The following is a 21,362-nucleotide window of genomic DNA, read 5'->3' as shown; positions in this document are numbered from 1 at the left end:
CTCGGGGTGACGTTCCTGACGGACGTCACCTCGAGCCTCTCCCCACGAGCTCGGCCGTCACGCCGTTCCGCTTCGCTCCACGTCGTGCCGGAACCGGCTCGCGTGGGCCCAACCCGTTGCGCGCGGTGCTCGGCGGGCGTAACGTACAACCTGATGGTTGTACGTGATGAGATGGACGCCGAGGCGGTGGACCGCGTGTTCGCGGCCCTCGCGGACGCGACGCGCCGGGACATCGTCCGGCGCGTCATTGTGCGTGAGCAATCGGTGTCCTCGCTCGCATCCGGGTACGCGATGAGCTTCGCGGCCGTGCAGAAGCACGTCGCGGTGCTCGAACGTGCCGAACTCGTCCGCAAGGAGCGGCGAGGTCGCGAGCAGATCGTCACGAGCGAGATCGGCGGCGTCCGACGCGCCGATCGTCTGCTGCGGTCCTACGAGGACCTCTGGCGGCACCGGGTCGACCGGATCACGGAGCTCCTCACCGACGAGGGCCCCGCCGATCGGCCGCACACCGCTCCGTGACGGAGCCAACCGACCCCGAGGGGGACCGGAAGATGAGCACCACCATCGACGCGACGCACGACGTCGACGCCCTGACCATGACCTTCACCGCCGAGTTCGACGCGCCGGTCGAGCGCGTCTGGCAGATCTGGGCGGACCCCAGGCAACTCGAACGGTGGTGGGGACCGCCGTCGTGGCCGGCCACGTTCGTCCGGCACTCGCTGGAGCCCGGGTCACGCAGCGACTACTTCATGACCGGCCCGGACGGCACGAAGGCGGCCGGCTACTGGACGATCGTCGCCGTGGACGAACCGCACGCCATCACGCTCGAGGACGGGTTCGCAGACGAGTCGGGGCAGCCGGACACGTCGATGCCGATCACGACCATGGAGGTCACGCTCGAGGACCTCGGTGGTCGCACCAAGATGACGAACACGGCGCACTTCGCCACGGCGGAGCAGCTCGAGCAGTTGCTCGAGATGGGCATGCGTGAGGGCATGCTGGAGGCGCTCGGACAGATCGAGTCGATCCTGGCGGAGTGACGCTCGGCGTGTGCCCCGTTTCGGTTGGTCGGCTGCCGTAGGGTGATCACATGCCCTCGGTTGTGCGCTTGTCTGACGTGTCCGTGGTCCGGAACGGGGCCACCATCCTCGACGGTGTCTCGTGGGAGGTGCAGGACGACGAGCGGTGGGTCGTGCTCGGTGCGAACGGCGCCGGTAAGACCACGCTGCTGCAGGTCGCGGGTGCCCAGAGCTTCCCGACCTCTGGCGAGGTCGAGGTGCTCGGGACCGAACTGGGCGGTGCCGACCTCTTCGACCTGCGGCCCCGGATCGGGTTCGCCTCGACGGCCCTCGCGCGTCGCATCCCGGTCACCGAGAAGGTCATCGACGTCGTACTCACCGCTGCCTACTCGGTCACGGGTCGCTGGAACGAGGAGTACGAGGAGCTCGACGTCCGCCGTGCGCAGCGCGTGCTCGACGAGTGGGGCCTCGGCGCGTTCACCGACCGCACCTTCGGCGAGCTGAGCGACGGCGAGCAGAAGCGCGTCCAGATCGCCCGTGCGGTCATGACCGACCCCGAGATCCTGTTCCTCGACGAGCCGGCCGCGTCGCTCGACCTCGGCGCGCGCGAAAGTCTCGTGCGCACGCTCGGCGGGTACGCGAAGAGCGGCGACTCGCCGGCGATCGTCATCGTGACGCACCATGTCGAGGAGATCCCCGAGGGCTTCACCCACGCGCTGATCCTGGCCGACGGGCACGTCCAGGCGGCGGGGCCGATCGACGAGGTCCTGACCGACGCCACCCTGACCGAGGCGTTCGGCATCGGGCTCACCGTGTCGAAGGACTCCGGCCGGTTCTCGGCGCGCGCAGCCTAGCCCTGCTCCACATCGGCCCTGCTGTCTGGTAACGTAGACGGCTGGCGTAGGCCAACGACTTCCCGCGCGGTTCTGCGCATCTCAACACACACTGCTATCCGAGGAATCTCCATGAAGACCGACATCCACCCCGAGTACCGCGCCATCGTCTTCCGTGACCTGGCTTCCGGTGAGACGTTCCTGACGCGTTCGACCGCGAACAGCGACAAGACCATCGAGCTCGACGGTGCCACCTACCCGGTCATCGACGTCGAGATCTCGTCCGCGTCGCACCCGTTCTACACGGGCAAGCAGCGCATCCTCGACTCGGCCGGTCGCGTCGAGAAGTTCAACCAGCGCTTCAAGGGCTTCAGCAAGTAAGACGCTCGCGCGCTCGCAACGGGCGGTTCTCCTTCGGGAGAGCCGCCCGTTCCGCGTTACCCAGGGCACACGCGCTCGTGGCGCCCGCGCATGAACATCGCGCCCCGTCGTGAGGGGGCGCGATGTTCACAGCCGGGCGCGATCGGGGTAAGGGCCTGCGGCAGGTCAGGCGTCAGTCGGCGGTGCGGTGGGGCCAGCGGCCGTCGGCGGTGAAGGACGGGTCGCGCTTCTTCCGCATGTAGTCCTGGAACGACGCGGCCTGCTCGGCGCACCAGCCGACCTGCTTGCGGTGGAGCTCTTCGGCGGAGACGGTGAGGTCGTCCGGGTACTTCGTCGCGATGGCCTGCGCGACACGGCCGGCAGCGATCGCGTCCGCGCCGGCGTCGTGCGCGTCGGAGAGGGTGACGCCGTACAGCTCGGCGGCGGCTTCGAGCGTGCGCTTGCCCTTGCGGTAGGTGTCGAGCGCCTTGTCGATCACGAGCGGGTCGACGACGTTGCCGATCACGGGGGAGGCGATGCCGTGGCGCTTGGCTTCACGGTCGAGCAGTGTCAGGTCGTACGGGGCGTTGTAGATCACGAGCGGGATGCCGCGCGCGAACACGGCTTCGATGGCGGCGACGATCTCGGCGACGACCTCACCCGCTGGACGCCCCTCGGCCCGGGCACGCTCGGTGCTGATGCCGTGCACGGCCGACGCCTGCTCGGGGATCTCCACCCCGGGGTCGGCGAGCCAGGAGCCCTCGACGATGCTGCGCCCGGTCATGTCGATCAGCCCGACGTGCGCCGTGACGATCCGGGAGGTCTCGACGTCGATGCCGGTGGTCTCGAGGTCGAACACGCCGAGGGCATGCCACCACGGACGTGTCGAGAGGTCCGGGGAGTGGGTCGGAGCATCGACCTCGGCTTCGGAGTACGTCACGTGACGAGGCTAACCGGACCGACCGACACGCCGGGTCACGCCGTCGGCGCGGCCCCGACGTGCAGCCAGTAGAACGACTGCGTGCCCAGCGTCAGCGTGACGTTGCCCTCGTCGTCGAACGACGGGAACGAGCTGCCGCCGAACAGGTCGTAGAGCGGACGACCCGCGAACTCCGGCGCCGAGATGGTCGCCGTCGTCGCGTTGACCGCGAACGAGAACACGCAGAGCACGTCCTCGGCCGAAGCACCGAACTGGGTGCCTGCACCCTCCCACGAGCGGACGAAGGCGAGCACGCTCTCGTTGTCGGTCTCCTGCACCGCGATCGACCCCATGCCGAACACCGGGTGTGCCTTCCGCACATGGATGACGTTGCGCACCCAGTGCAGCAGGGACCGCGACTGCGCGAGCTGTGCCTCGACGTTGACCTGCGCGTAGTTGTACACGAGCGACTGGACGACCGGCAGGAACAGCTTCCCGGGGTCCGCGGTGGAGAACCCCGCGTTCCGGTCCGGCGTCCACTGCATCGGCGTGCGGGAGGAGTCCCGGTCGGGCAGCCAGATGTTGTCGCCCATCCCGATCTCGTCGCCGTAGTACAGGAACGGTGAACCGGGAAGCGAGAACAGCAGCGCGTGGATGAGTTCGAGCTCCGCGCGGGAGTTGTCGAGCAGGGGAGCGAGGCGCCTGCGGATACCGATGTTCGACCGCATCCGCGGGTCGTACCCGTACCAGCCGTACATCGCCTGCCGGTACTCCTCGCTGACCATCTCGAGGGTGAGCTCGTCGTGGTTGCGGAGGAACACGCCCCACGCCGCACTGTCCGGGACGTCGAGCGTCTCCGACAGGATCGCGGACAGCTCCTTGGCGTGCTGGGCGCGGAGCGAGTAGAAGATGCGTGGCATCACCGGGAAGTCGAACGCCATGTGGCACTCGGGCTCCTCGTCCGTCCCGAAGAACGCCGCGGTCTCGCGGGGCCACTGGTTCGCCTCGGCGATGAGGACACGGCCCGGGTACTCCTCGTCCACCATCGCGCGGAGCTTCTTGATGAACTCGTGCGTCTCCGGCTCGCCCTCGCCGTTGCCCTCTTCCGACTCGAAGAGGTACGGGATGGCGTCGAGCCGCAGGCCGTCCACGCCGAGGTCGAGCCAGTGCCGGACGACGTCGTACACGGCCTCGACGACCGCCGGGTTCTCGAAGTTGAGATCCGGCTGGTGCGAGAAGAACCGATGGAAGAAGAACTGTCGACGGACCGGGTCGAACGTCCAGTTGGACTCCTCGGTGTCGACGAAGATGATGCGGATGTTCTCGTAGTGCTCGTCGGTGTCGCGCCAGACGTAGAAGTCGCCGTAGGGACCGTCCGGGTCCTCCCGGGACTGCTGGAACCACTCGTGCTGGTCCGACGTGTGGTTGATCACCATGTCGATGACGATGCGCATGTTCCGCTCATGCGACTTCGTCACGAGCTCGCGGAACTCCTCGAGCGTGCCGAACTCCGGCAGGATCGCCTTGTAGTCCGCGATGTCGTAGCCGCCGTCGCGCAGCGGGGACTTGAAGAACGGCGGCAGCCAGAGGGCGTCGACGCCGAGCCACTGCAGGTAGTCCAGGCGACTGATCAGGCCCTGCAGGTCCCCGGTACCGTCGCCGTTCGAATCGACGAACGAGCGGATCATGCACTCGTAGAAGACGGACCGCTTGTACCAGAGGGGGTCGAGCGTCAATCCGGGCAGCTGGATCGGGGCTGTGAAGGTCACCGTGCTCCTCGTCGTGGTCGACGGGCATCTCCGCCCGCCCCGGACACGATAGGCCGACGGCTCCGAGCGTGTTCCCGGGTGCACCGGAGTCGGTTTCGTAGACTGGCGCGGATGCAACCGCCCGTGCTCTCTCCGTACCAGTCGCTGATGGCCTCGACGCCCGTCGTGCACCGCGCCGTCGAGGTCGACGGCCGCACCACCCACTACTGGGAGTACGGGCCCGCCGACGCGTCGCAGACCGTGCTCGCCGTGCACGGGTTCCGTGGCGACCACCACGGGCTCGAGTCGATCGCAGCGCACCTCGTCGGGGTCCGCGTGATCGTCCCGGACCTGCCCGGCTTCGGGATCTCCGACCCGCTCGCGGTCTCCGACATCGACGGGTACGTGTCGTGGCTGCGCGGGTTCCACGCGGCGCTCGGCCTCGACCGCACCGCAGTCGTGCTCGGGCACTCGTTCGGGTCGATCGTGGTGTCCGCAGCCGTCGCCGCCGGGCTCGACACGCGGCTGCTCGTCCTGGTGAACCCGATCGCGGCTCCTGCGCTCCAGGGCCCCCGTGCCATCGGCACCGGCATCGCGATCGCGTACTACCGCGCGGGTGCTGCACTGCCCCGACCCGTCGGCCTCGGTGTCCTCAGGAACCGCGCGATCGTCCGGGCGATGAGCGTCGCGATGCTCAAGTCGAAGGACCCCGAGATGCGCCGGTGGGTGCACGACCAGCACGACCGGTACTTCTCCGCCTTCGCCAACCGGACGAGCGTGCTCGAGGCGTTCCGCACCTCGGTCACCCACGACGTCTCGGAGTACGCCGACCGCATCGAGGTCCCCGTGCTCATGATCGCTGCCGAGCGTGACGACATCACCGCCGTGCCGGAACAACGTGCGCTCGCCGAGCGGCTCCGTGACGCCGAGCTCGTCGTCATCCCCGGGGTCGGGCACCTCGTGCACTACGAGACGGCGGCCGCCGCTGCCAGCGCGACCCTGCGCCGGATGGCCGACCCCGTCCGGAAGCCCGCGCGCGCTGCCAAGGCGGGCCGGGCCTCCAGGCCGAACACCGGGCGCGCATCGTGAGCCGCCTGCGCGTCGGGATCGACTGCCGGTACGTCCGGATCGGCCGGCACGACGGCATCAGCCGGTTCACGGCCGGAGTCGTCGCGCACCTCCCGGACCGCCACGACTACACGCTGCTCGTGAACGACGAACGGCAGCTCGAGTCGCTGCCGGGCGGCCTGCCGTGGGAGCTGATCCCGGCGCCGACCGACGCCGGTGAGCCGCTCGTCGCGCGTCACGTGAACCGACTCGGACTCGACGCGGTGTTCTCACCGATGCAGACGATGGGGTCACGAGGGCGCAGGTACGCGCTCGTGCTCACCCTGCACGACCTGATCTACTACCGGAACCGGACGCCGCCGCGGGAGTTCGCGTGGCCGATCCGGCTCGGCTGGCGGGCGTTCCACCTGTCGTGGTGGCCGCAGCGCCTCCTGCTGAACGGAGCAGACGGGGTGGTGACGGTGTCATCGACGACCGCTGCGCTGATCACGGCGCACCGACTGACGAAGCGCCCGGTGACGGTGGCGTACAACGCAGCAGACCCGGCCACGGTGCGACCGGCGGGAGGACCACGGACGAAGACCCTCGTCTACATGGGCTCCTTCATGCCGTACAAGAACGTCGAGACGCTCGTCGCGGCGCTCCCGCTGCTCGGTTCGGACTGGACGCTGCACTGCATGTCCCGCGTGTCCGATGCCGACCGTGCCCGGCTGTCCGCGCTCGCCGGCCCGGACGCGGTCGTCTTCCATGACGGGGCGTCGGACGAGGAGTACCTCGACGCGCTCCGGTCGGCGACCGCCCTGGTCACGGCGTCGTACGACGAGGGGTTCGGGATCCCGTTGGTCGAGGCGATGGGGGTCGGGACGCCGGTGGCCGTCAGCGACATCCCGATCTTCCGCGAGATCGGGGGAGACGCGGCGGAGTACTTCGACCCGTCGTCGCCTTCTGCGGTCGCTGCGGCGGTGCGCAGACTGGAGGCTCGATGGGACGCCGCCTCGGACGCTTCGGTCGTGCAGGCGGCCCGGTTCCGGTGGGAGGACTCCGCCGAGCAGGTCGTCCGGGCGGTCGAACAGGCGGTCGCGGCACGCGGCGCCTGAGGGGTGCGCGGCGTGCCGGTCCGTCGTGTGCGTGCCGGTCCGTCTTGTGCGTTCCGGTCATCGAGTGCGCAGAAACGGGGACCTCAGGGCGGCCGAAGTCCCCGTTTCTGCACACTCGATCGGGCGATGTCTCCCGTCGACGGTTTCGCACCGGCGTTCGGCGACGCACGGGTCACTGCTTGGCGGCGACGACCTGCACGGCGGCGTCGGGGAACACCCGGTGCACGGCGTCCGTGACCTGGGCCTGGACCGCCAGGACGTCTACACCGGTCGGAGCCGTCTCGACCTCGACGGACTGACCGGCGGGTGTGTCGATGCGTCCCTCGCTCGCGGCCGCCCAGACGCACCTGACCTGCTGCACGCCGGCGACCTGCCGGATCGAACGGGCGAGCCGGAGCCGTTCGTCGGTGCGGGCCTTCGACGGCGAGATCCCGACGTCCACATCGCCCAGGTCCGCGATCGCGTACACGTGCACGCCGTTGCCACTCGCGTCCGCCACGGCCTCGCTCAGCTGGTCGATGAGCGCTGTGCGCTGCTCCGGTGACAACTCCGTGGACGCGGTGACCGTCGCCGTGACGTCGTAGCTGGCGAAGGACGTCTTCGTCGGCTTCGTGGCGTCGGTCGAGATCACTCCGTCGAGCGCTCGGGCGTCCTCCGTGAAGCGCTGGAGGCTGGCGTCCGGTCGGGGGAAGATCCCGCCGACGCCGGTCTGGACACTGCCGATGATCATCGAGAGCACGGCGATGATGACCGCGGCCACGACGACCGCCCCGGCCAGGAGCAGGGACCACGCGCGGACGCGTTGCGGCGTCGTGCGCACGGGCACGGAGGACGTGTTCGGACCGAAGGCGCGACCGAGGTCGTCGTCGTCCCCGAAGCGGTCGCGGTGTCGGCCGGTCGGGCCCGGTCCCTCGGTCGTCATGTCATCCCCTCACACGCGTGCTCGGGCCATCGAGTGAACAGGATGCTAGTCCGCGCGCGGGAGCGCTGCCGCGGGTGGAGACAACGATCGGGCAACGTCCTCCACAGGGCGAGGTTGCCGTGATGCCTCCACGGATCCGCACCTTGGGCAGCGAGGATGCGCGGTGTTCGGGAGGGTGGTGCCGTGTTCGCTCGTCCGCTTCCACTGCTCCTCAGGAACACCTCGTTCACCGTCCGCGAGGGGCGCCGTCGAGGTGTCTCGCGGTCGCGGATGCGTGGGCGGGACCTCGTCCGTCCCACTCGCTCGCTCCGCGTACCGCGGGTCGTTCCGCTCGACACCGTCGAGCTGCGGGCCCGTGCGTTCAGGCCGCTGCTCGGTGCGAACCAGTGGTTCAGTCACACCACCGCTGCGGCCTTGTGGGGCCTCGCCCTACCCGCGCGACTACGAGACGAGCCCGTACTGCACGTGACCGGCGCGAACGGACGGCAGATGCGTCGGCCGGGAGTCGTCGGTCACAGGACGAGATCGGTTCCGCGCATCGGAACAGCGGCGGGGTTGCCGGCGAGCAATCCACTCCGGACGTGGCTGGACTGCGCCGCCGTGCTGTCCGTCCGAGAGCTGACCGTGATGGGGGACCAGCTCATCGAGCGGTGGTGTTCGCTGGACGATCTGCGGGTCGCTGTCAGCCGCGCCGGTGGCATCAGGGGGATCACCCGCCTGCGCGCAGCGGTCGAGTTGGTCCGGCCGGGCTCCGAGTCCCCGATGGAGAGTGCGTTGCGCCTGGTGCTCGTCGATCACGGGCTGCCTGAGCCGGAGTGCAACCTCGATGTGCGCGGCAGCGATGGTCGATTCCTCGGGCGGGTCGACCTCGCCTACCCGGAGTTGCGGATCGCGATCGAGTACGAAGGACGCCACCACCAGGAGGACCGGGCGACGTACCTCCGCGACATCGCGCGCCGGGAACGCTTCGAAGCCGAACGGTGGGCCTTCGTCCTGGTGACCGATGGCGACCTGGTGGATGAACGCCGCCTCGTGGATCGCGTGCGACGGCGGCGCGCAGAGCGTTCGTCGGACGCACAGCGGGTGTGAGGATCAGTCGCTAGGCTGCAGGCATGTTCATCACCCTGCTGGTCGTGTTCCTCGCGATCGTGGCGGTCGGTGTCGTGCTGGGGGTCCAGGCGTCACGTCGTGCGCGGTCATTGCGGGGGCTGGAGGATCCGCTCGCGCCCCGGCCCGGCATCGACGCCGATCAGGAGATCCGGACGGCGAACGCCAAGGCCGCGCGCCCAGATGGGGCGACGGGCTTCACCGGCGGTCCCGGCGCCTGAGGGCGAGTTCCCGCGGGGCATCGTCGAGCGTCGTCCATCGAGCGCGCGCGAGTGGCGACGAGGTGGGTGGTGCAGACGCTGATTCTGCGCAATCGATCGGTTTTCTGTTTCGAGTGCGACTTCGTGAGTGATCGAGTGCGCGGAAATGGCGACGAGGGGCCGGCTGAGGTCGTCACTTCTGCGCTGTCGGACCGGGGTCATCCTCGCGCTTGTGCCGGGATGAAGTGACGGCGGCGCGACGTGCGCTGCGCGTCGAGTGTGCAATCGTGCCGATCGGAAGCCGTCCGTGGGCTGCAGGTCTGCGCACTCGGATGGTCGCAGCGGATCGGGAGCGATCGAGTGCGCGGTCGTGGTCACGGGTTTGGGCTGTCCGCCGGCATGGTTGCGCACTCGATCGTGTCACCACGCCGAGCGCCGCGTCACGCCGAGCGCCGCGCCGCGCGCCCGGTCGCTGCGCCCGCCTCAGCTGCGCTGCTCGAGCGGGTTCTGGTACTCGAAGGAGTACTTGCCCGGCGCGTCCGACGCGTCGTCGATGGGGTCGTCGAAGCGGACGAGTTCCGCGTGGAAGCGCTCCGGGTCCCACCGGAAGGAGTGGATCGACCCGTTCCGGATCGGCGTGTGGTGTCGATCGGCGGTCCCGGGAGCCGCGGCGTTCACCACGCTCCGGATCACGGCACCGTGCGTGGCCACCACGATGACGCCGCCGTCGTACCGGACCGCGATCTCGGCGAGGGTCTCGGTCGCGCGGGCGAGCAGCGCAGCCCGCGACTCCCGCCCGGGGATGACGTCGTCGGGGTAGTGCGCCAGGACCTCGTCGTCGGTCAGCCCCTCGGCCTCGCCGTAGGAACGCTCGGCGAGCCCCGGGTACGTCGTGGGCGCCGGGAGCGTGAGGCGCGAGGCGATGATCGACCCCGTCTCCGACGCGCGCGACAACGGCGAGGCGACGACGGCGTCGAACGACCTGCGCGCGAGCAGCGATGCCGAAGCGGCTGCCTGCGCCCGTCCGGTGTCGTTCAGCGGGATGTCGGTCGAGCCCTGGATGCGGCGCTGCTTGTTCCAGTCGGTCTCGCCGTGGCGCACGAGGTACAGGAGGGTGGTCACGACTCGATCATGACAGAGCCAGCCGGGACGCCAGGGCGACCAGGGTCTCCGTAGTACCGGCGTCGATCTTCGCTGCCGCCCGCCGATCGCTCCGCGTGACACCGCGGTTGACGATCACGACGGGGTGCTTCCGCCGCGCCGCGTGGTCGACGAGCCGGACGCCGGAGTTGACGGTGAGCGACGACCCGACGACGAGCAGTGCGTCGGCGTCCGCGACGATCGACACCGACTCGGCGAACTTCTCGGTCGGGACGAACTCGCCGAAGAAGACGACGTCGGGCTTGAGCATCCCGCCGCACACGGTGCAGTCGGGCACGACGAAGCGCTCGACGTCGGTGATCTCGACGTCGCCGTCGGGCTGCAGGCGCACCGAGTCGGGGTCGTCGATCCAGGGGTTGAGCGCGTCGAGGACACCGGCGAGGTCTGCCCGGGCGAACACCTGCCCGCACGTCAGGCAGACGGCGCGGTCCATGGAGCCGTGGATCTCGACGACCCGCCGTGACCCTGCGCGGAGGTGGAGTCCGTCCACGTTCTGGGTGATGACCCCGGTGACGACGCCGGCCCGTTCGAGCGAGGCCAGGGCGTCGTGCCCGGCGTTCGGCCGTGCGGCGGCGAAGGTCCGCCAGCCGAGGTGCGACCCTGCCCAGTACCGCTGGCGCTTCGCGGCGTCGGCGCGGAACTCCTGGAAGGTCATCGGCTTCCGGACGACGCGGCCGCCGCCCCGGTAGTCGGGGATCCCGGAGTCGGTGCTGAGGCCGGCGCCCGAGAGCACGGCGATGCGCTTGCCCGCGAGCAGGTCCACGACCCGGTCGAACCGGGCCGTGTCGGTCGCGTCGCTCGTCGCCATCACGTTCACGGTACCCTCAACAGCCGACCGCCCCCGCCACTTCCCACACCGCCACGCGCAGACGTGGGCAGCGACGCGAGCAGCCGCCACGCGCCGCCACGACCCCGGAACGAGACCAGTGCACCCCGTCCGCATCGACACCATCGACGACCCCCGCCTCGACGACTTCGCCCGACTGACCGACGTCGCGCTGCGTCGGGTGTCCGAACCAGAGGGCGGCCTGTACATCGCCGAGTCGAACACCGTCATCGAACGCGCCGTCCGCGCCGGCCACGTCCCGCGGAGCATCCTGGTGCAGAAGAAGTGGCTGGACAGCGTGCTGCCGCTCGTCGCCGACCACGACGGTCCGGTGTTCGTCGGCCCGGACGACCTGCTCGAGGACCTCACCGGCTTCCGGATGCACCGCGGCGCGATCGCGGCGATGCAGCGCCCCGAGCTGCCGAGCGTCGAGGACGTCGTCCGGGACGCGAAGCTCGTCGTCGTCCTCGAGGACATCGTCGACCACACCAACGTCGGCGCCGTCTTCCGGAGCGTCGCGGGGCTCGGCGCGGACGCTGTGCTGGTGAGTCCGCGATGCGCCGACCCGCTCTACCGTCGCAGCGTCCGGGTCAGCATGGGCACGGTGCTCCAGGTCCCGTGGACACGGATCGGCGACTGGCCGGAGGCGGGGGAGTCGCTCCGCGCGCAGGGCTTCCACCTCGCCGCGATGGCGTTGACGGACCGCTCGGTCGACCTCGACGCCTTCGCGGCGGACGTGCCCGATCGCGTCGCGCTGGTGATGGGTACCGAGGGGCAGGGGCTCACGTCCGCCGCGATCGCCGCCGCCGACACGACGGTGCGCATCCCCATGCACCACGGCGTCGACTCCCTCAACGTGGCGGCGGCGAGCGCCGTCGGCCTGTGGGCGGTGCGGGCGGCGCAGCGAGCGCGGAGATAAGGCCAGGAGGCTCGACCCACCTTCTCCACATCGCGGCGGTTCCGCAGGACGGCCGGTACCCGGCCCCGGTACCCTCGGTTGTCGTGTCACGTGTCGTCCGCCGCCCCCGTTCCGCCGTCAGGAGGCCGGTGACGATCTCGGTCGTCGCGGTGCTCGTCCTGGCGGTGGGGTACCTCGTCGCCGCAGCGGTCGTACCGTTCTCCCCGGCGAGCGCCACGACCACCTCGTACGCGGCCCCGACGTCCTCGCTCCCGTCGTTGACGTTCCCGTCGTACGGCGCGACCGCGGTCGAGGCGCCCGGCTTCCCGGAGAGCCTCCGCACGAGCGGCGACACGAAGCAGCGGTCGATCGCGAGCATCTCGAAGGTCGTGACCGCGTTGGTCGTGCTGGACGCCAAGCCCCTGTCGCAGGGGCAGGCGGGTCCGACGATCGCGTTCACGCCGGAGATGGAGGGCCTCTACGCGCAGTACCTCGCGCAGAACGGCGAGGTCGCTCCGATGCCCTCTGGGCTTCGGTTGTCGGAGTACCAGACGCTGCAGGTCATGCTCATGAAGTCGGCGAACAACTACGCGGGCTCGCTGGCGCTCTGGGCGTTCGGGTCGATGGACGCGTACAAGAAGGCCGCAGCGTCGTGGCTCGACGAGCACGGCCTCGACGAGACGTCCATCCAGGAGCCCACGGGCCTCGACGCGAAGAACGTCTCGACGGCGACGGACCTGGTCGACCTCGGGAAGCTCGCGCTGGCGAACCCCGTGGTGAAGGAGGTCGTCGGCACGAGGCAGGCGACGATCCCGAACGTCGGCGACATCGAGAACTCGAACAAGCTGCTCGGGATCGATGGGGTCGAGGGCATCAAGACCGGAACGCTCGACGAAGCCGGTGCGTGCCTGCTCTTCGCGGCGACGTACCAGCGCGGCGGGACGACGGTCACGGTGATCGGCGCGATGCTCGGCGGCAAGGACCACGACGCGCTCGACGCCGACATCCAGCGACTGCTGCACTCGGTTGCGGACAACTTCCACGTGGTCACGCTGACCCATGCCGGGCAGACCTTCGGCACCTACTCGACGCCGTGGAAGGACGAGACCGACGCCGTGACGGAGTCCGCGTCGGAGGTCCTGGTGTGGGGCAAGACCACCGTGACGGCGACGACGAAGCTGGACGCCGTGACGCTCGGCACCAAGGGCGAACGGATCGGACGGGTGCGGTTCGCGATCACGGACCACGACCCGGTGACGGTCCCGCTCGTCCTGGAACAGGCGATCCCGGATCCGGGCATCTGGTGGCGCTGGACGAACCCGTTCCAGGGCGCCTGACGCGTCAGCGCCGTTCCAGAGCCGCTGACGCGTCGGCGCCGTTCCAGAGCCGCCGACGCGCTAGGGCGTGTCGCTCCGGTGCTCGACGATCGTCTGGAGCTCCGGGCGCTTCGGGCTGACACCGTCGCCGGACGAGGTGTGCCGGATGCGCCGCACGACCCACGGCACGAGGTACTCCTTCGCCCAGCCGAGGTCCTCGGCGCGGGCCTCGCGCCAGGGTCGGGCGGCGAGTGGCTCCGGGTTGAAGGGCTCGAGTCCGTGCTGCACCCCGAGGGTGTCGAGCACGGCCGCGGCGATCGTCGCGTGGCCCATGGGGGAGTGGTGCAGCCGGTCGGGCGCCCACATGCGCGAGTCGCGGAGCACCCGGAGCGCCCACATGTCGGCGACGAGCGCGCCGTGCTTGAGGGCGATGGCGTGCAGGTGCTCGTTGTAGATCGCCGCCTTGCCACGGACGAGCCCGAGCACCGGGGTCATGCCGACGTCCGGGCCGGTGAAGATGACGACGGTCGCGCCGTCGCGTCGCAGGTCGGCGACGGTCTGGTCGAAGCGCGAGGCGATCTCGTCGGGGTCCGAGCCCGGGCGGATGATGTCGTTGCCGCCGGCGGAGATCGTGATCAGGTCGGGCCCGAGCGCCAGCGCGTCCGACACCTGCTCGTCGATGATCTGCTGGAGCAGGCGTCCGCGGATCGCGAGGTTGGCGTACGCGAAGTCGTCGGTCTGGTGGGCGAGGACCTCGGCGACCCGGTCTGCCCAGCCGCGGAACCCACCCGGCACGGTGGGGTCCGGGTCTCCGAGCCCTTCGGTGAACGAGTCACCGATCGCGACGTACCTGGACCACGGATGACGATCTGACACCCCTCGGAACATAGTCTCGTGCCATGACGAAGGCAAAGCCGTGGACCGTCCCGGACGACCTGCTCGCCCGGTTGGCGGAGCGCGCGCCCCGCTACGACGCCGAGAACGCGTTCTGCACCGAGGACCTCGACGAACTCCGCGCGGCCGGGTACCTGCGCATCGGTGTGCCGATCGCGGACGGCGGCAGTGGGCTCGGTCTGCGCGCGACTGCTGCGGTCCAGCGGGAGATCGCTCGGGCCGCGCCGGCGACGGCGCTGGCCCTCGGCATGCACCAGGTCTGGGTGCAGGCGGCCCGCAGCGTGTCCGCTCGTGGTGAGTCGTTCCTCCAGTCCGTCACGGACCACGCCGCGGCGGACCGGCTGCTGGCCTTCGGGGTCAGCGAACCCGGCAACGACCGTGTGCTCTTCGACTCGCTGACCGAGGCCGCGCCCGACGGGCATGGCGGCTACCGGTTCACGGGCACGAAGGTCTCCACGTCGCTGGCACCAGCGTGGGACGTGCTGAGCGTCTTCGGCAAGGACTCGACGGGCGACGAGCCGCGACTGGTGCACGGGTTCGCCCTCCGCGCCGACGGGGGCATCCGGCACCTCGACGACTGGGACACCCTCGGCATGCGGGCGACGCAGAGCCGGACGACCCTGCTCGAGGGCGTCCACGTGCCCGCGGACCGGATCGTGCGGTCGCTGCCGGTCGGGCCGACCGCCGACCCGCTCGTCTTCGGGGTCTTCGCCGCGTTCGAGTTGCTCGTCGCCTCGGTGTACGTGGGGATCGCCACGCGGGCGCTCGACCTCGCGGTGGAGCGGGTCCGGGACCGGCGGGGGATGGACGGGACGTCGCGTGCGGACGACCCGGACGTGCGCCGGGCGATCGCGGACATGCGGGGGACGGTCGACGCCGTCGCGCTCCAGGTGGACGCGCTGGCGCGGGACGTGGACGAGCTCGAGGACCACGGGCCCCGGTGGTTCCCGCTCCTCGTCGGCACCAAGGCCCGCACGGTGGACGCCGCACAGTCCGTCGTGGACGAGGCGATGCGGGTCGTCGGCGGCGGGTCGTACCGGGCGTCGAGCGAACTCGCGCGGCTGGCCAGGGACGTGCGGGCCGGGCAGTACCACCCGTCCTCGCGGGACTCGGCCGCGCGCACGATAGCGACCGAGGTGCTCGGACCCCCGTCGGCAAAGTAGTTCAGATGCGGTACTATTGGTGTTTTCCCCGCAGGAGGCGATGCGCCAGGTGACGAGCACGACGGACGCGACGATCGAACGGACCGACCGCGGCCGCTCCGCACCCACGCACCGGACACCACCACGGCGTCGGACCCGCCGTCAGCGCCTGTGGGATCGCCTGCTCGTCCTCGACCCGGGCTTCGTCAAGAGCGAGGGCGCCCTCCGCACCCTGCTCTGCGTCCCGGCCGGCATGGCCGTCGGGTACGCGATCGCCCTCGGGTTCGGGCTCCCAGCGATCCTCGGGCTGATGATCGGCGCCATGCCGGCGTTCATCACGTGCCTGGTCATCGTCGACCCGAGCGCCGGACGCGTCGCCGGGCGCACCGGTGCCGTCATCGTGCCCTTCGTCGTCGCCCTGGCCGGCAGCATCGCGCTGCACCCGTTCCGCATCGTCGAACTCGTGCTCATCGTCGTGCTGCTCTTCGCGCAGTTCCTGGCGTTCCAGTGGGGGAAGTGGGCGTCCGACGCCGCCATCGTGGCCTTCTCCGGGTACCTGTGCGGGCTGCTGCTGCCGCTCCCGGAGACCGCGGTGCTGCCACTGTCGATCGTCGTCGCCGGCTCCCTCGCCGTGACGATCGTGATCCGGACCGTGTTCCTCCGCCCGAACCCGTACCGTTCCCTGATGCGCACCCGGCGCGGCTTCGTGGCGCGCGGGTCGGACGTGCTCGAGGCGGCGACCGCCGCCCTCGCGACCGCCGACGAACCGCGCCGTCGTGCTCGCGCCCTCCGGCGGCTCCGGCACCGGCGTGCGCAGTACCACGAGATCGCTCTGACGGTCGACGGCATGCTCGCGGCGAGCGGCGTCGACGGTACGGCCGACGAGCTGCACCGACTCGTGTTCGACACCCACTTCGCGATCGACGAACTCGGTCGTGCCGCAGCGGCCCTCGTCGAGCAGGGCGCGCCGGAGGACGTCCGGCACGCAGCGCTCCGGGCGTTCACGACGGTGCTCCGGCACGGCGGCAGCGCCGGGGACGACGCGGGACGGACGCTCGCAGCCCGGTTCGCGATCACGGCGACCGCTGCCGACCGGGGTTCGCGGACCACGGTGCTCGTGCAGCGGATGGGCCGGGAGTTCGCGGACCTCCGGGCGGCCGGGCTGCGCTGGAGGGAACTCCGCGACGAGCTGCCCCGCGCGGGCGACGGCGTGCCGTTCGCGTCCCCGGTGATCCTCGCGGGTGGCCGCCCGGTCGGCGCCGTGCCGGTCGTCGCGGACGAGATCGCCGAGGGGCCGTGGCGTCGGTTCCACATGACGGCGTCGCTCCGGACCGCGGTGCACGCGGCGATCGCCGTCGCGATCACGGAGCCACTCGCCCTGCTCCTCGACGGCAGTCGCTTCTACTGGGGCGTCATCGGCGTGATGATCGTCCTCGCCGGCACGAACACCACCCCGGAGCGTGTCCGCAAGGGGATCCACCGCGGCGTCGGGACGATCGTCGGCGGTGCGGTCGGCATCGGACTGGTGCACGTCCTCGGCACCGACCACCCCTGGGTCACGATGGTCATCGTCTGCGTGCTGCTCGCCGTCGGCACGTACGGGTTCGGCGGCCTGTACGCGGTCTGGGCGGCGTGCCTCGTCGTCGTGCTCTGCCAGGTCTACGACTACTCGGGCACCTTCACCGACGCGCTCATCCCGATGCGCCTCGCCGAGAACCTGCTCGGCGCGACCATCGCGATCCTGGTCAGCCTGGTGGTGCTGCCGCTCGCGACGCGCAGCGTCGTCCGTCGTGCGGTCCGCCGGCAGCTCGTGGCGGTGCGGGCCTTCGTGCTGGCGACCGTGGGGGTGGACGCGGACGAGACCGACGATGGTGACGAGGCGGACGCGACCACGGCCTCCCGGTCGGACCGGCTCGACCTGCGCTCCCGCTCCCGCGCCGTCGACAACGCGACGTACCAGCTCGAGAGCGTCCTGAAGCCGATGGTGCGGTTCCCGACGGGCGGACCGGCGCGCGCCGACGCGCGGATGCGGGCGTCGCTGCAGGCGGCTGCGGCGTTCGCGCGGGAGCTGGCCGGGAGGCCCGGTGCGGCCCCGGCGGTCGTCCCCGCCACCCTGCGCGGTGCGGCCGAACACCTCGCCGCGTCCGTGGACACGCTGTCGGACCGCGTCGTGGCCGGTCCCGCTGCCGCTGCCGCTGGGGTCTGGACCCGGATCACCGACCGGCTCGAGGACGTGGCGCAGTCACTCCCCGACGATCCGGAGGGCGACGCGCTGCGGGACCGTGTGCACGCGCTCGGTCGCATCGACGAGTCGCTCGCGCTGCTGGCCGAACGGGTCGGCATGACGGTCGTCGGCGACGCCTCGACGCCGATGTCGGCGGTCGGTGGCACCATCTCGGTGTGAGCAAGCAGGACGGACGCAACCGCCTCGTCTCCGACCAACCGGTCGCGGACCTGACGGCGACGGTGCTGCACGTCGACATGGACGCGTTCTTCGCATCGGTGGAACTGCTCGACCGGCCGGACCTCCGCGGGCTGCCGGTGATCGTCGGGCACGACTCCGACCGCTCCGTGGTCACGGCCGCCACCTACGAAGCCCGGAAGTACGGCGTGAACTCGGCGATGCCGATGGCCGTCGCGAAGCGCCGCTGCCCGAACGCGATCATCGTCGAGCCGCACTTCGAGAAGTACCGGGCGAACTCCGAAGCGGTGATGGACGTCTTCGATCGATTCACCCCCAGGGTCGAACGGCTCGGCATCGACGAAGCGTTCCTCGACGTCGCCGGGGCCGTCCGGATGTACGGCACGCCGTGGGAGATCGGCACCGCGATCCGCCGCGCCGTGTTCGAGGCGACCGGGCTGCACTGCTCGGTCGGTGCCGCGTCGACGAAGTTCGTCGCCAAGCTCGCCTCCAGCCGCGCCAAGCCAGCGGGGCTCCTCGTGGTCCCCGAAGCCGAGACCGTGGCGTTCCTCCACCCGCAGCCCGTGTCGGCGCTGTGGGGTGTGGGCGGCAAGACGCAGGAGATCCTCGAGCGCCGTGGCATCCGCACCGTCGGCGACCTGGCGACCACGCCGCTCGGCTCACTCGTGTCCGCGCTCGGCCCTGCCGGTGGGCAGCGTCTGCACGACCTGTCGTGGGGGCGTGACCCCCGCGTGGTCGACACAGCCGTCGGCGAGAAGTCGATCGGGCACGAAGTCACCTTCGGCACCGACCTCACCGACCGCGACGCCGTCGCTCGGGAGCTCCTGCGCCTGGCGGAGAAGGTCGCCGTCCGCATGCGCCGTGCCGACGTCCAGGCCCGCACGATCGCCCTCAAGGTCCGCTACACCGACTTCACGACGGTGACCCGCTCGCGCACCCTCGCCGAGCCGACCGACGTGGCCCGCCGGATCCACCGAGAAGCCGTCGAGCTGTACGACGTGCTGCACAAGCCGGGCAACCGCATCCGGCTCATCGGGGTCCGCGGCGAGAACCTCGTCCCGACCGCGGCGAGCAACGCGCTGTGGGACGACGACGCGCCGTGGCGTGAGACCGAGACCACCGTCGACGCGGTCACGGCCCGCTTCGGCGCCGGCGTGCTCCGACCGGCGTCGCTGGTCCGCGGCACGCCCGAGCAACGACCTCCGCACGCCCGACAGGACATCGGGTGACGGTAGAATCGGGGACAGTGAGCGCAGCGGAGTACGAACACCAGCAGCACGCCGCGGCCGACGGACTCGACACCGAGCGGGCCACGGCGCCGTCGGAGGAACTCGGGCAGGCCCGATCGGCATCGGCCGAACTCGCGCCGGCCGAACTGGCCGAGATCGCGGGGAACGCCGCGGCGGAGCACCTCTCGCCGGCCTTCCCGGACCGCGCGGCATGGGGCACCGCGTCGAAGCTCCGCGCCTGGCAGGTCGAAGCGCTCACCAAGTACTTCGAGACCGAACCGCGCGACTTCCTCGCGGCCGCGACGCCCGGTGCCGGCAAGACGACGTTCGCGCTCCGGCTCGCGACCGAACTGCTCGCCCGGGGCACCGTCGACCGCATCGTGGTCGTCGCACCGACGGAACACCTGAAGCGCCAGTGGGCGGATGCCGCCGACCGCGTGAACATCCGCATCGACCCGATGTTCAAGAACGGCGACGGCATGTTCGGTCGGCACTACCAGGGGGTCGCGATCACGTACGCCCAGGTCGGCATGAACCCCGAGGTCCACAAGAAGATCACCGAGGGCGGGCGCACGCTCGTGATCCTCGACGAGGTCCACCACGGCGGCGACGCACTCACGTGGGGCGACGGCATCAGGGAGGCGTTCAGCGGGGCCACCCGGCGGCTGTCGCTCTCCGGGACGCCGTTCCGCTCGGACACCGCACCGATCCCGTTCGTGCAGTACGCCCCCGACGAGCAGGGCATCCGCACGTCGATCTCCGACTACAACTACGGCTACGGACGCGCCCTGCAGGACGGCGTGGTCCGTCCTGTGCTGTTCATGGCGTACGCCGGCCAGATGCGCTGGAAGACGCGCATGGGCGACGAGATGTCGGCATCCCTCGGCGAGCAGGTCACGAAGGACATCACGGCCCAGGCGTGGCGCACGGCCCTCTCCCCGGAAGGCGAGTGGATGCCGGCGGTGCTGTCGGCGGCCGACAAGCGCCTGACCGAGGTCCGGCGCGGTGTGCCGGACGCCGGCGGCCTGGTCATCGCGACCGACACCACGACCGCGCGTGCGTACGCCAGGATCCTGCAGCAGATCACGGGGGAGCGCCCGACCGTCGTCCTCTCCGACGAAGCGGCGGGATCGAGCCGGATCGGCGCGTTCGCCGCGGACACCTCACGGTGGATGGTCGCGGTCCGGATGGTGTCGGAAGGGGTCGACGTCCCCCGGCTCTGCGTCGGGGTGTACGCGACCAGCGCGAGCACGCCGCTGTTCTTCGCGCAGGTGATCGGCCGCTTCGTGCGTGCACGTCGCCGTGGGGAGACGGCGTCGGTGTTCCTGCCGAGCGTCCCGGGGCTGATGGCCCTCGCCGCGACCCTCGAGCTCGAGCGCGACCACGCCCTCGACCGCCCGAAGGACGCCGACGACGGGATGTACAACCCGGAAGACGCGATGGTCGCCGAGGCCAACAAGGAAGAGCGTGCCTCGGAGAGCCTCCTCGACGTGCAGCCGTTCGAGGCCCTCGACTCGCAGGCGTCGTTCGACCGTGTCCTCTACGACGGCGGTGAGTTCGGCACCGGTGGCGAGATCGGCTCGCTGGAAGAACTCGACTTCATCGGGATCCCCGGGCTCCTCGAACCCGACCAGGTGCGCGACCTGCTGCGTGCGCGACAGGCCACCCAGGCGAAGCGCTCGAAGGGTCGCGCCGTGAAGGACGGCCAACCGAAGGCGGCAGCGCCCGAGAACCGGCCCATGTACATGACGCTCAAGGAACAACGGTCGGAGCTCCAGCGGCTCGTCTCGATCTGGTCCAGGCACTCGAACGAGCCGCACGGCGCCATCCACGCCGAACTCCGTCGGATCAGCGGGGGACCGGCCGTCGCACAGGCGAGCATCGAGCAGATCCAGAAACGCATCGACCTGCTGCGCTCCCGCATCGGCGGGCGCCGGTGACCCGGGTGCGCGCGTGATCGTCGCCGTCGACGACCGGACCTGGCTCGTGAAGCGCACGGCCGAGTCCTCTCCCGAGGCGATCATCGACCGGTTCGGTGGCGGGTACCGTCTCCGCCGCTTCAGCCTCACCGAGTCGCGCCGGACCGCGCACGGGGTGTACCTCGGGGTCGACCTCGCCGAGACGGCGTGGTGGCGGTTGCGCGACGGCCGTCGTTGATCTCGACCGGATCTCGGCATTCTGCGCGGCGTACATGACGCAGC

The 21,362-nt window shown here is 70.7% G+C and carries 21 protein-coding genes; 15 read left to right on the top strand and 6 right to left on the bottom strand.

Features of this window, described 5'->3' with window-relative positions:
• Nucleotides 1-153: 153 nt before the first annotated feature.
• The 4 genes from ACIPJ2_RS10625 (at nucleotide 154) to ACIPJ2_RS10610 (ending at nucleotide 2,233) form a co-directional block, all read left to right on the top strand.
• A complete protein-coding gene (locus tag ACIPJ2_RS10625; protein ID WP_281264630.1) occupies nucleotides 154-519 on the top strand; it encodes a helix-turn-helix domain-containing protein in 366 nt (121 codons plus the stop codon).
• Between the two features lie 32 nt (nucleotides 520-551).
• A complete protein-coding gene (locus tag ACIPJ2_RS10620; protein ID WP_402728788.1) occupies nucleotides 552-1,040 on the top strand; it encodes an SRPBCC domain-containing protein in 489 nt (162 codons plus the stop codon).
• 50 nt (nucleotides 1,041-1,090) lie between these two features.
• Nucleotides 1,091-1,873, top strand: a complete 783-nt coding sequence (locus ACIPJ2_RS10615) for an ABC transporter ATP-binding protein (RefSeq protein WP_281264628.1) — start codon at nucleotides 1,091-1,093, stop codon at nucleotides 1,871-1,873.
• Nucleotides 1,874-1,984: 111 nt separating this feature from the next.
• Nucleotides 1,985-2,233 (top strand): type B 50S ribosomal protein L31, encoded by a 249-nt coding sequence (locus tag ACIPJ2_RS10610; RefSeq protein WP_071300737.1) that lies wholly within the window; start codon nucleotides 1,985-1,987, stop codon nucleotides 2,231-2,233.
• A 172-nt stretch (nucleotides 2,234-2,405) separates the two neighbouring features.
• Here ACIPJ2_RS10610 and ACIPJ2_RS10605 read toward each other — a convergent pair whose 3' ends face one another.
• Nucleotides 2,406-3,152, bottom strand: a complete 747-nt coding sequence (locus ACIPJ2_RS10605) for a 3'-5' exonuclease (protein WP_402728787.1) — start codon at nucleotides 3,150-3,152, stop codon at nucleotides 2,406-2,408.
• A 35-nt stretch (nucleotides 3,153-3,187) separates the two neighbouring features.
• On the bottom strand, nucleotides 3,188-4,900 hold the full coding sequence (gene treS, locus ACIPJ2_RS10600; RefSeq protein ID WP_281264626.1) for a maltose alpha-D-glucosyltransferase: 1,713 nt from the start codon (nucleotides 4,898-4,900) through the stop codon (nucleotides 3,188-3,190).
• A 111-nt stretch (nucleotides 4,901-5,011) separates the two neighbouring features.
• Here treS and ACIPJ2_RS10595 point away from each other — a divergent pair, with 111 nt between their 5' ends.
• Nucleotides 5,012-5,968, top strand: a complete 957-nt coding sequence (locus ACIPJ2_RS10595; RefSeq protein ID WP_402728786.1) for an alpha/beta fold hydrolase — start codon at nucleotides 5,012-5,014, stop codon at nucleotides 5,966-5,968.
• Between the two features lie 5 nt (nucleotides 5,969-5,973).
• Entirely contained in the window at nucleotides 5,974-7,044 is a 1,071-nt protein-coding gene (locus tag ACIPJ2_RS10590) for a glycosyltransferase family 4 protein (RefSeq protein ID WP_402728985.1), read from the top strand.
• A 172-nt stretch (nucleotides 7,045-7,216) separates the two neighbouring features.
• Here the strand turns inward: ACIPJ2_RS10590 and ACIPJ2_RS10585 are convergent, their stop codons facing one another.
• Complete coding sequence (locus ACIPJ2_RS10585; RefSeq protein ID WP_402728785.1) at nucleotides 7,217-7,966, bottom strand: hypothetical protein; 750 nt, start codon at nucleotides 7,964-7,966, stop codon at nucleotides 7,217-7,219.
• Between the two features lie 627 nt (nucleotides 7,967-8,593).
• Between ACIPJ2_RS10585 and ACIPJ2_RS10580 the strand changes: the two genes are divergently transcribed.
• Nucleotides 8,594-9,055: a hypothetical protein gene (locus ACIPJ2_RS10580; RefSeq protein WP_402728784.1), complete on the top strand. Its 462-nt coding sequence runs from the start codon at nucleotides 8,594-8,596 to the stop codon at nucleotides 9,053-9,055.
• 23 nt (nucleotides 9,056-9,078) lie between these two features.
• Nucleotides 9,079-9,294 (top strand): hypothetical protein, encoded by a 216-nt coding sequence (locus ACIPJ2_RS10575; protein WP_281264622.1) that lies wholly within the window; start codon nucleotides 9,079-9,081, stop codon nucleotides 9,292-9,294.
• 462 nt (nucleotides 9,295-9,756) lie between these two features.
• On the opposite strand, the gene ACIPJ2_RS10570 is transcribed toward ACIPJ2_RS10575, so the two are convergent.
• Both ACIPJ2_RS10570 and ACIPJ2_RS10565 read right to left on the bottom strand, forming a co-directional pair.
• Entirely contained in the window at nucleotides 9,757-10,395 is a 639-nt protein-coding gene (locus ACIPJ2_RS10570) for a histidine phosphatase family protein (RefSeq protein ID WP_402728783.1), read from the bottom strand.
• 7 nt (nucleotides 10,396-10,402) lie between these two features.
• On the bottom strand, nucleotides 10,403-11,242 hold the full coding sequence (locus ACIPJ2_RS10565; protein WP_402728782.1) for a Sir2 family NAD-dependent protein deacetylase: 840 nt from the start codon (nucleotides 11,240-11,242) through the stop codon (nucleotides 10,403-10,405).
• Between the two features lie 118 nt (nucleotides 11,243-11,360).
• On the opposite strand from ACIPJ2_RS10565, the gene ACIPJ2_RS10560 reads away from it, so the two are divergent.
• Nucleotides 11,361-12,179 (top strand): TrmH family RNA methyltransferase, encoded by an 819-nt coding sequence (locus ACIPJ2_RS10560; protein WP_402728781.1) that lies wholly within the window; start codon nucleotides 11,361-11,363, stop codon nucleotides 12,177-12,179.
• Nucleotides 12,180-12,307: 128 nt separating this feature from the next.
• Nucleotides 12,308-13,495 carry a D-alanyl-D-alanine carboxypeptidase family protein gene (locus ACIPJ2_RS10555; protein ID WP_402728780.1) on the top strand — a complete coding sequence of 396 codons (1,188 nt, stop codon included), beginning with the start codon at nucleotides 12,308-12,310 and terminating at the stop codon, nucleotides 13,493-13,495.
• A 60-nt stretch (nucleotides 13,496-13,555) separates the two neighbouring features.
• Here ACIPJ2_RS10555 and ACIPJ2_RS10550 read toward each other — a convergent pair whose 3' ends face one another.
• Entirely contained in the window at nucleotides 13,556-14,350 is a 795-nt protein-coding gene (locus ACIPJ2_RS10550) for an SGNH/GDSL hydrolase family protein (protein WP_402728779.1), read from the bottom strand.
• 23 nt (nucleotides 14,351-14,373) lie between these two features.
• Between ACIPJ2_RS10550 and ACIPJ2_RS10545 the strand changes: the two genes are divergently transcribed.
• The 5 genes from ACIPJ2_RS10545 to ACIPJ2_RS10525 all read left to right on the top strand — a co-directional run bounded on the left by ACIPJ2_RS10545 (nucleotide 14,374) and on the right by ACIPJ2_RS10525 (nucleotide 21,318).
• A complete protein-coding gene (locus tag ACIPJ2_RS10545; RefSeq protein ID WP_402728778.1) occupies nucleotides 14,374-15,531 on the top strand; it encodes an acyl-CoA dehydrogenase family protein in 1,158 nt (385 codons plus the stop codon).
• A gap of 19 nt (nucleotides 15,532-15,550) precedes the next feature.
• Nucleotides 15,551-17,914 carry an FUSC family protein gene (locus ACIPJ2_RS10540; RefSeq protein WP_402728777.1) on the top strand — a complete coding sequence of 788 codons (2,364 nt, stop codon included), beginning with the start codon at nucleotides 15,551-15,553 and terminating at the stop codon, nucleotides 17,912-17,914.
• Nucleotides 17,911-19,161: a DNA polymerase IV gene (dinB, locus tag ACIPJ2_RS10535; RefSeq protein ID WP_281264614.1), complete on the top strand. Its 1,251-nt coding sequence runs from the start codon at nucleotides 17,911-17,913 to the stop codon at nucleotides 19,159-19,161. Before ACIPJ2_RS10540 ends, dinB begins: the two co-directional genes overlap by 4 nt.
• Nucleotides 19,162-19,307: 146 nt before the next feature.
• Nucleotides 19,308-21,101 carry a DEAD/DEAH box helicase gene (locus tag ACIPJ2_RS10530; protein ID WP_402728984.1) on the top strand — a complete coding sequence of 598 codons (1,794 nt, stop codon included), beginning with the start codon at nucleotides 19,308-19,310 and terminating at the stop codon, nucleotides 21,099-21,101.
• 13 nt (nucleotides 21,102-21,114) lie between these two features.
• Nucleotides 21,115-21,318 carry a hypothetical protein gene (locus tag ACIPJ2_RS10525; RefSeq protein ID WP_281264613.1) on the top strand — a complete coding sequence of 68 codons (204 nt, stop codon included), beginning with the start codon at nucleotides 21,115-21,117 and terminating at the stop codon, nucleotides 21,316-21,318.
• The last annotated feature ends 44 nt before the right edge of the window (nucleotides 21,319-21,362 follow it).

The organism is Curtobacterium sp. NPDC090217, from assembly GCF_044746705.1.
Taxonomy (GTDB): domain Bacteria; phylum Actinomycetota; class Actinomycetes; order Actinomycetales; family Microbacteriaceae; genus Curtobacterium.
This window is presented reverse-complemented; position numbering and strand designations above follow the sequence as displayed.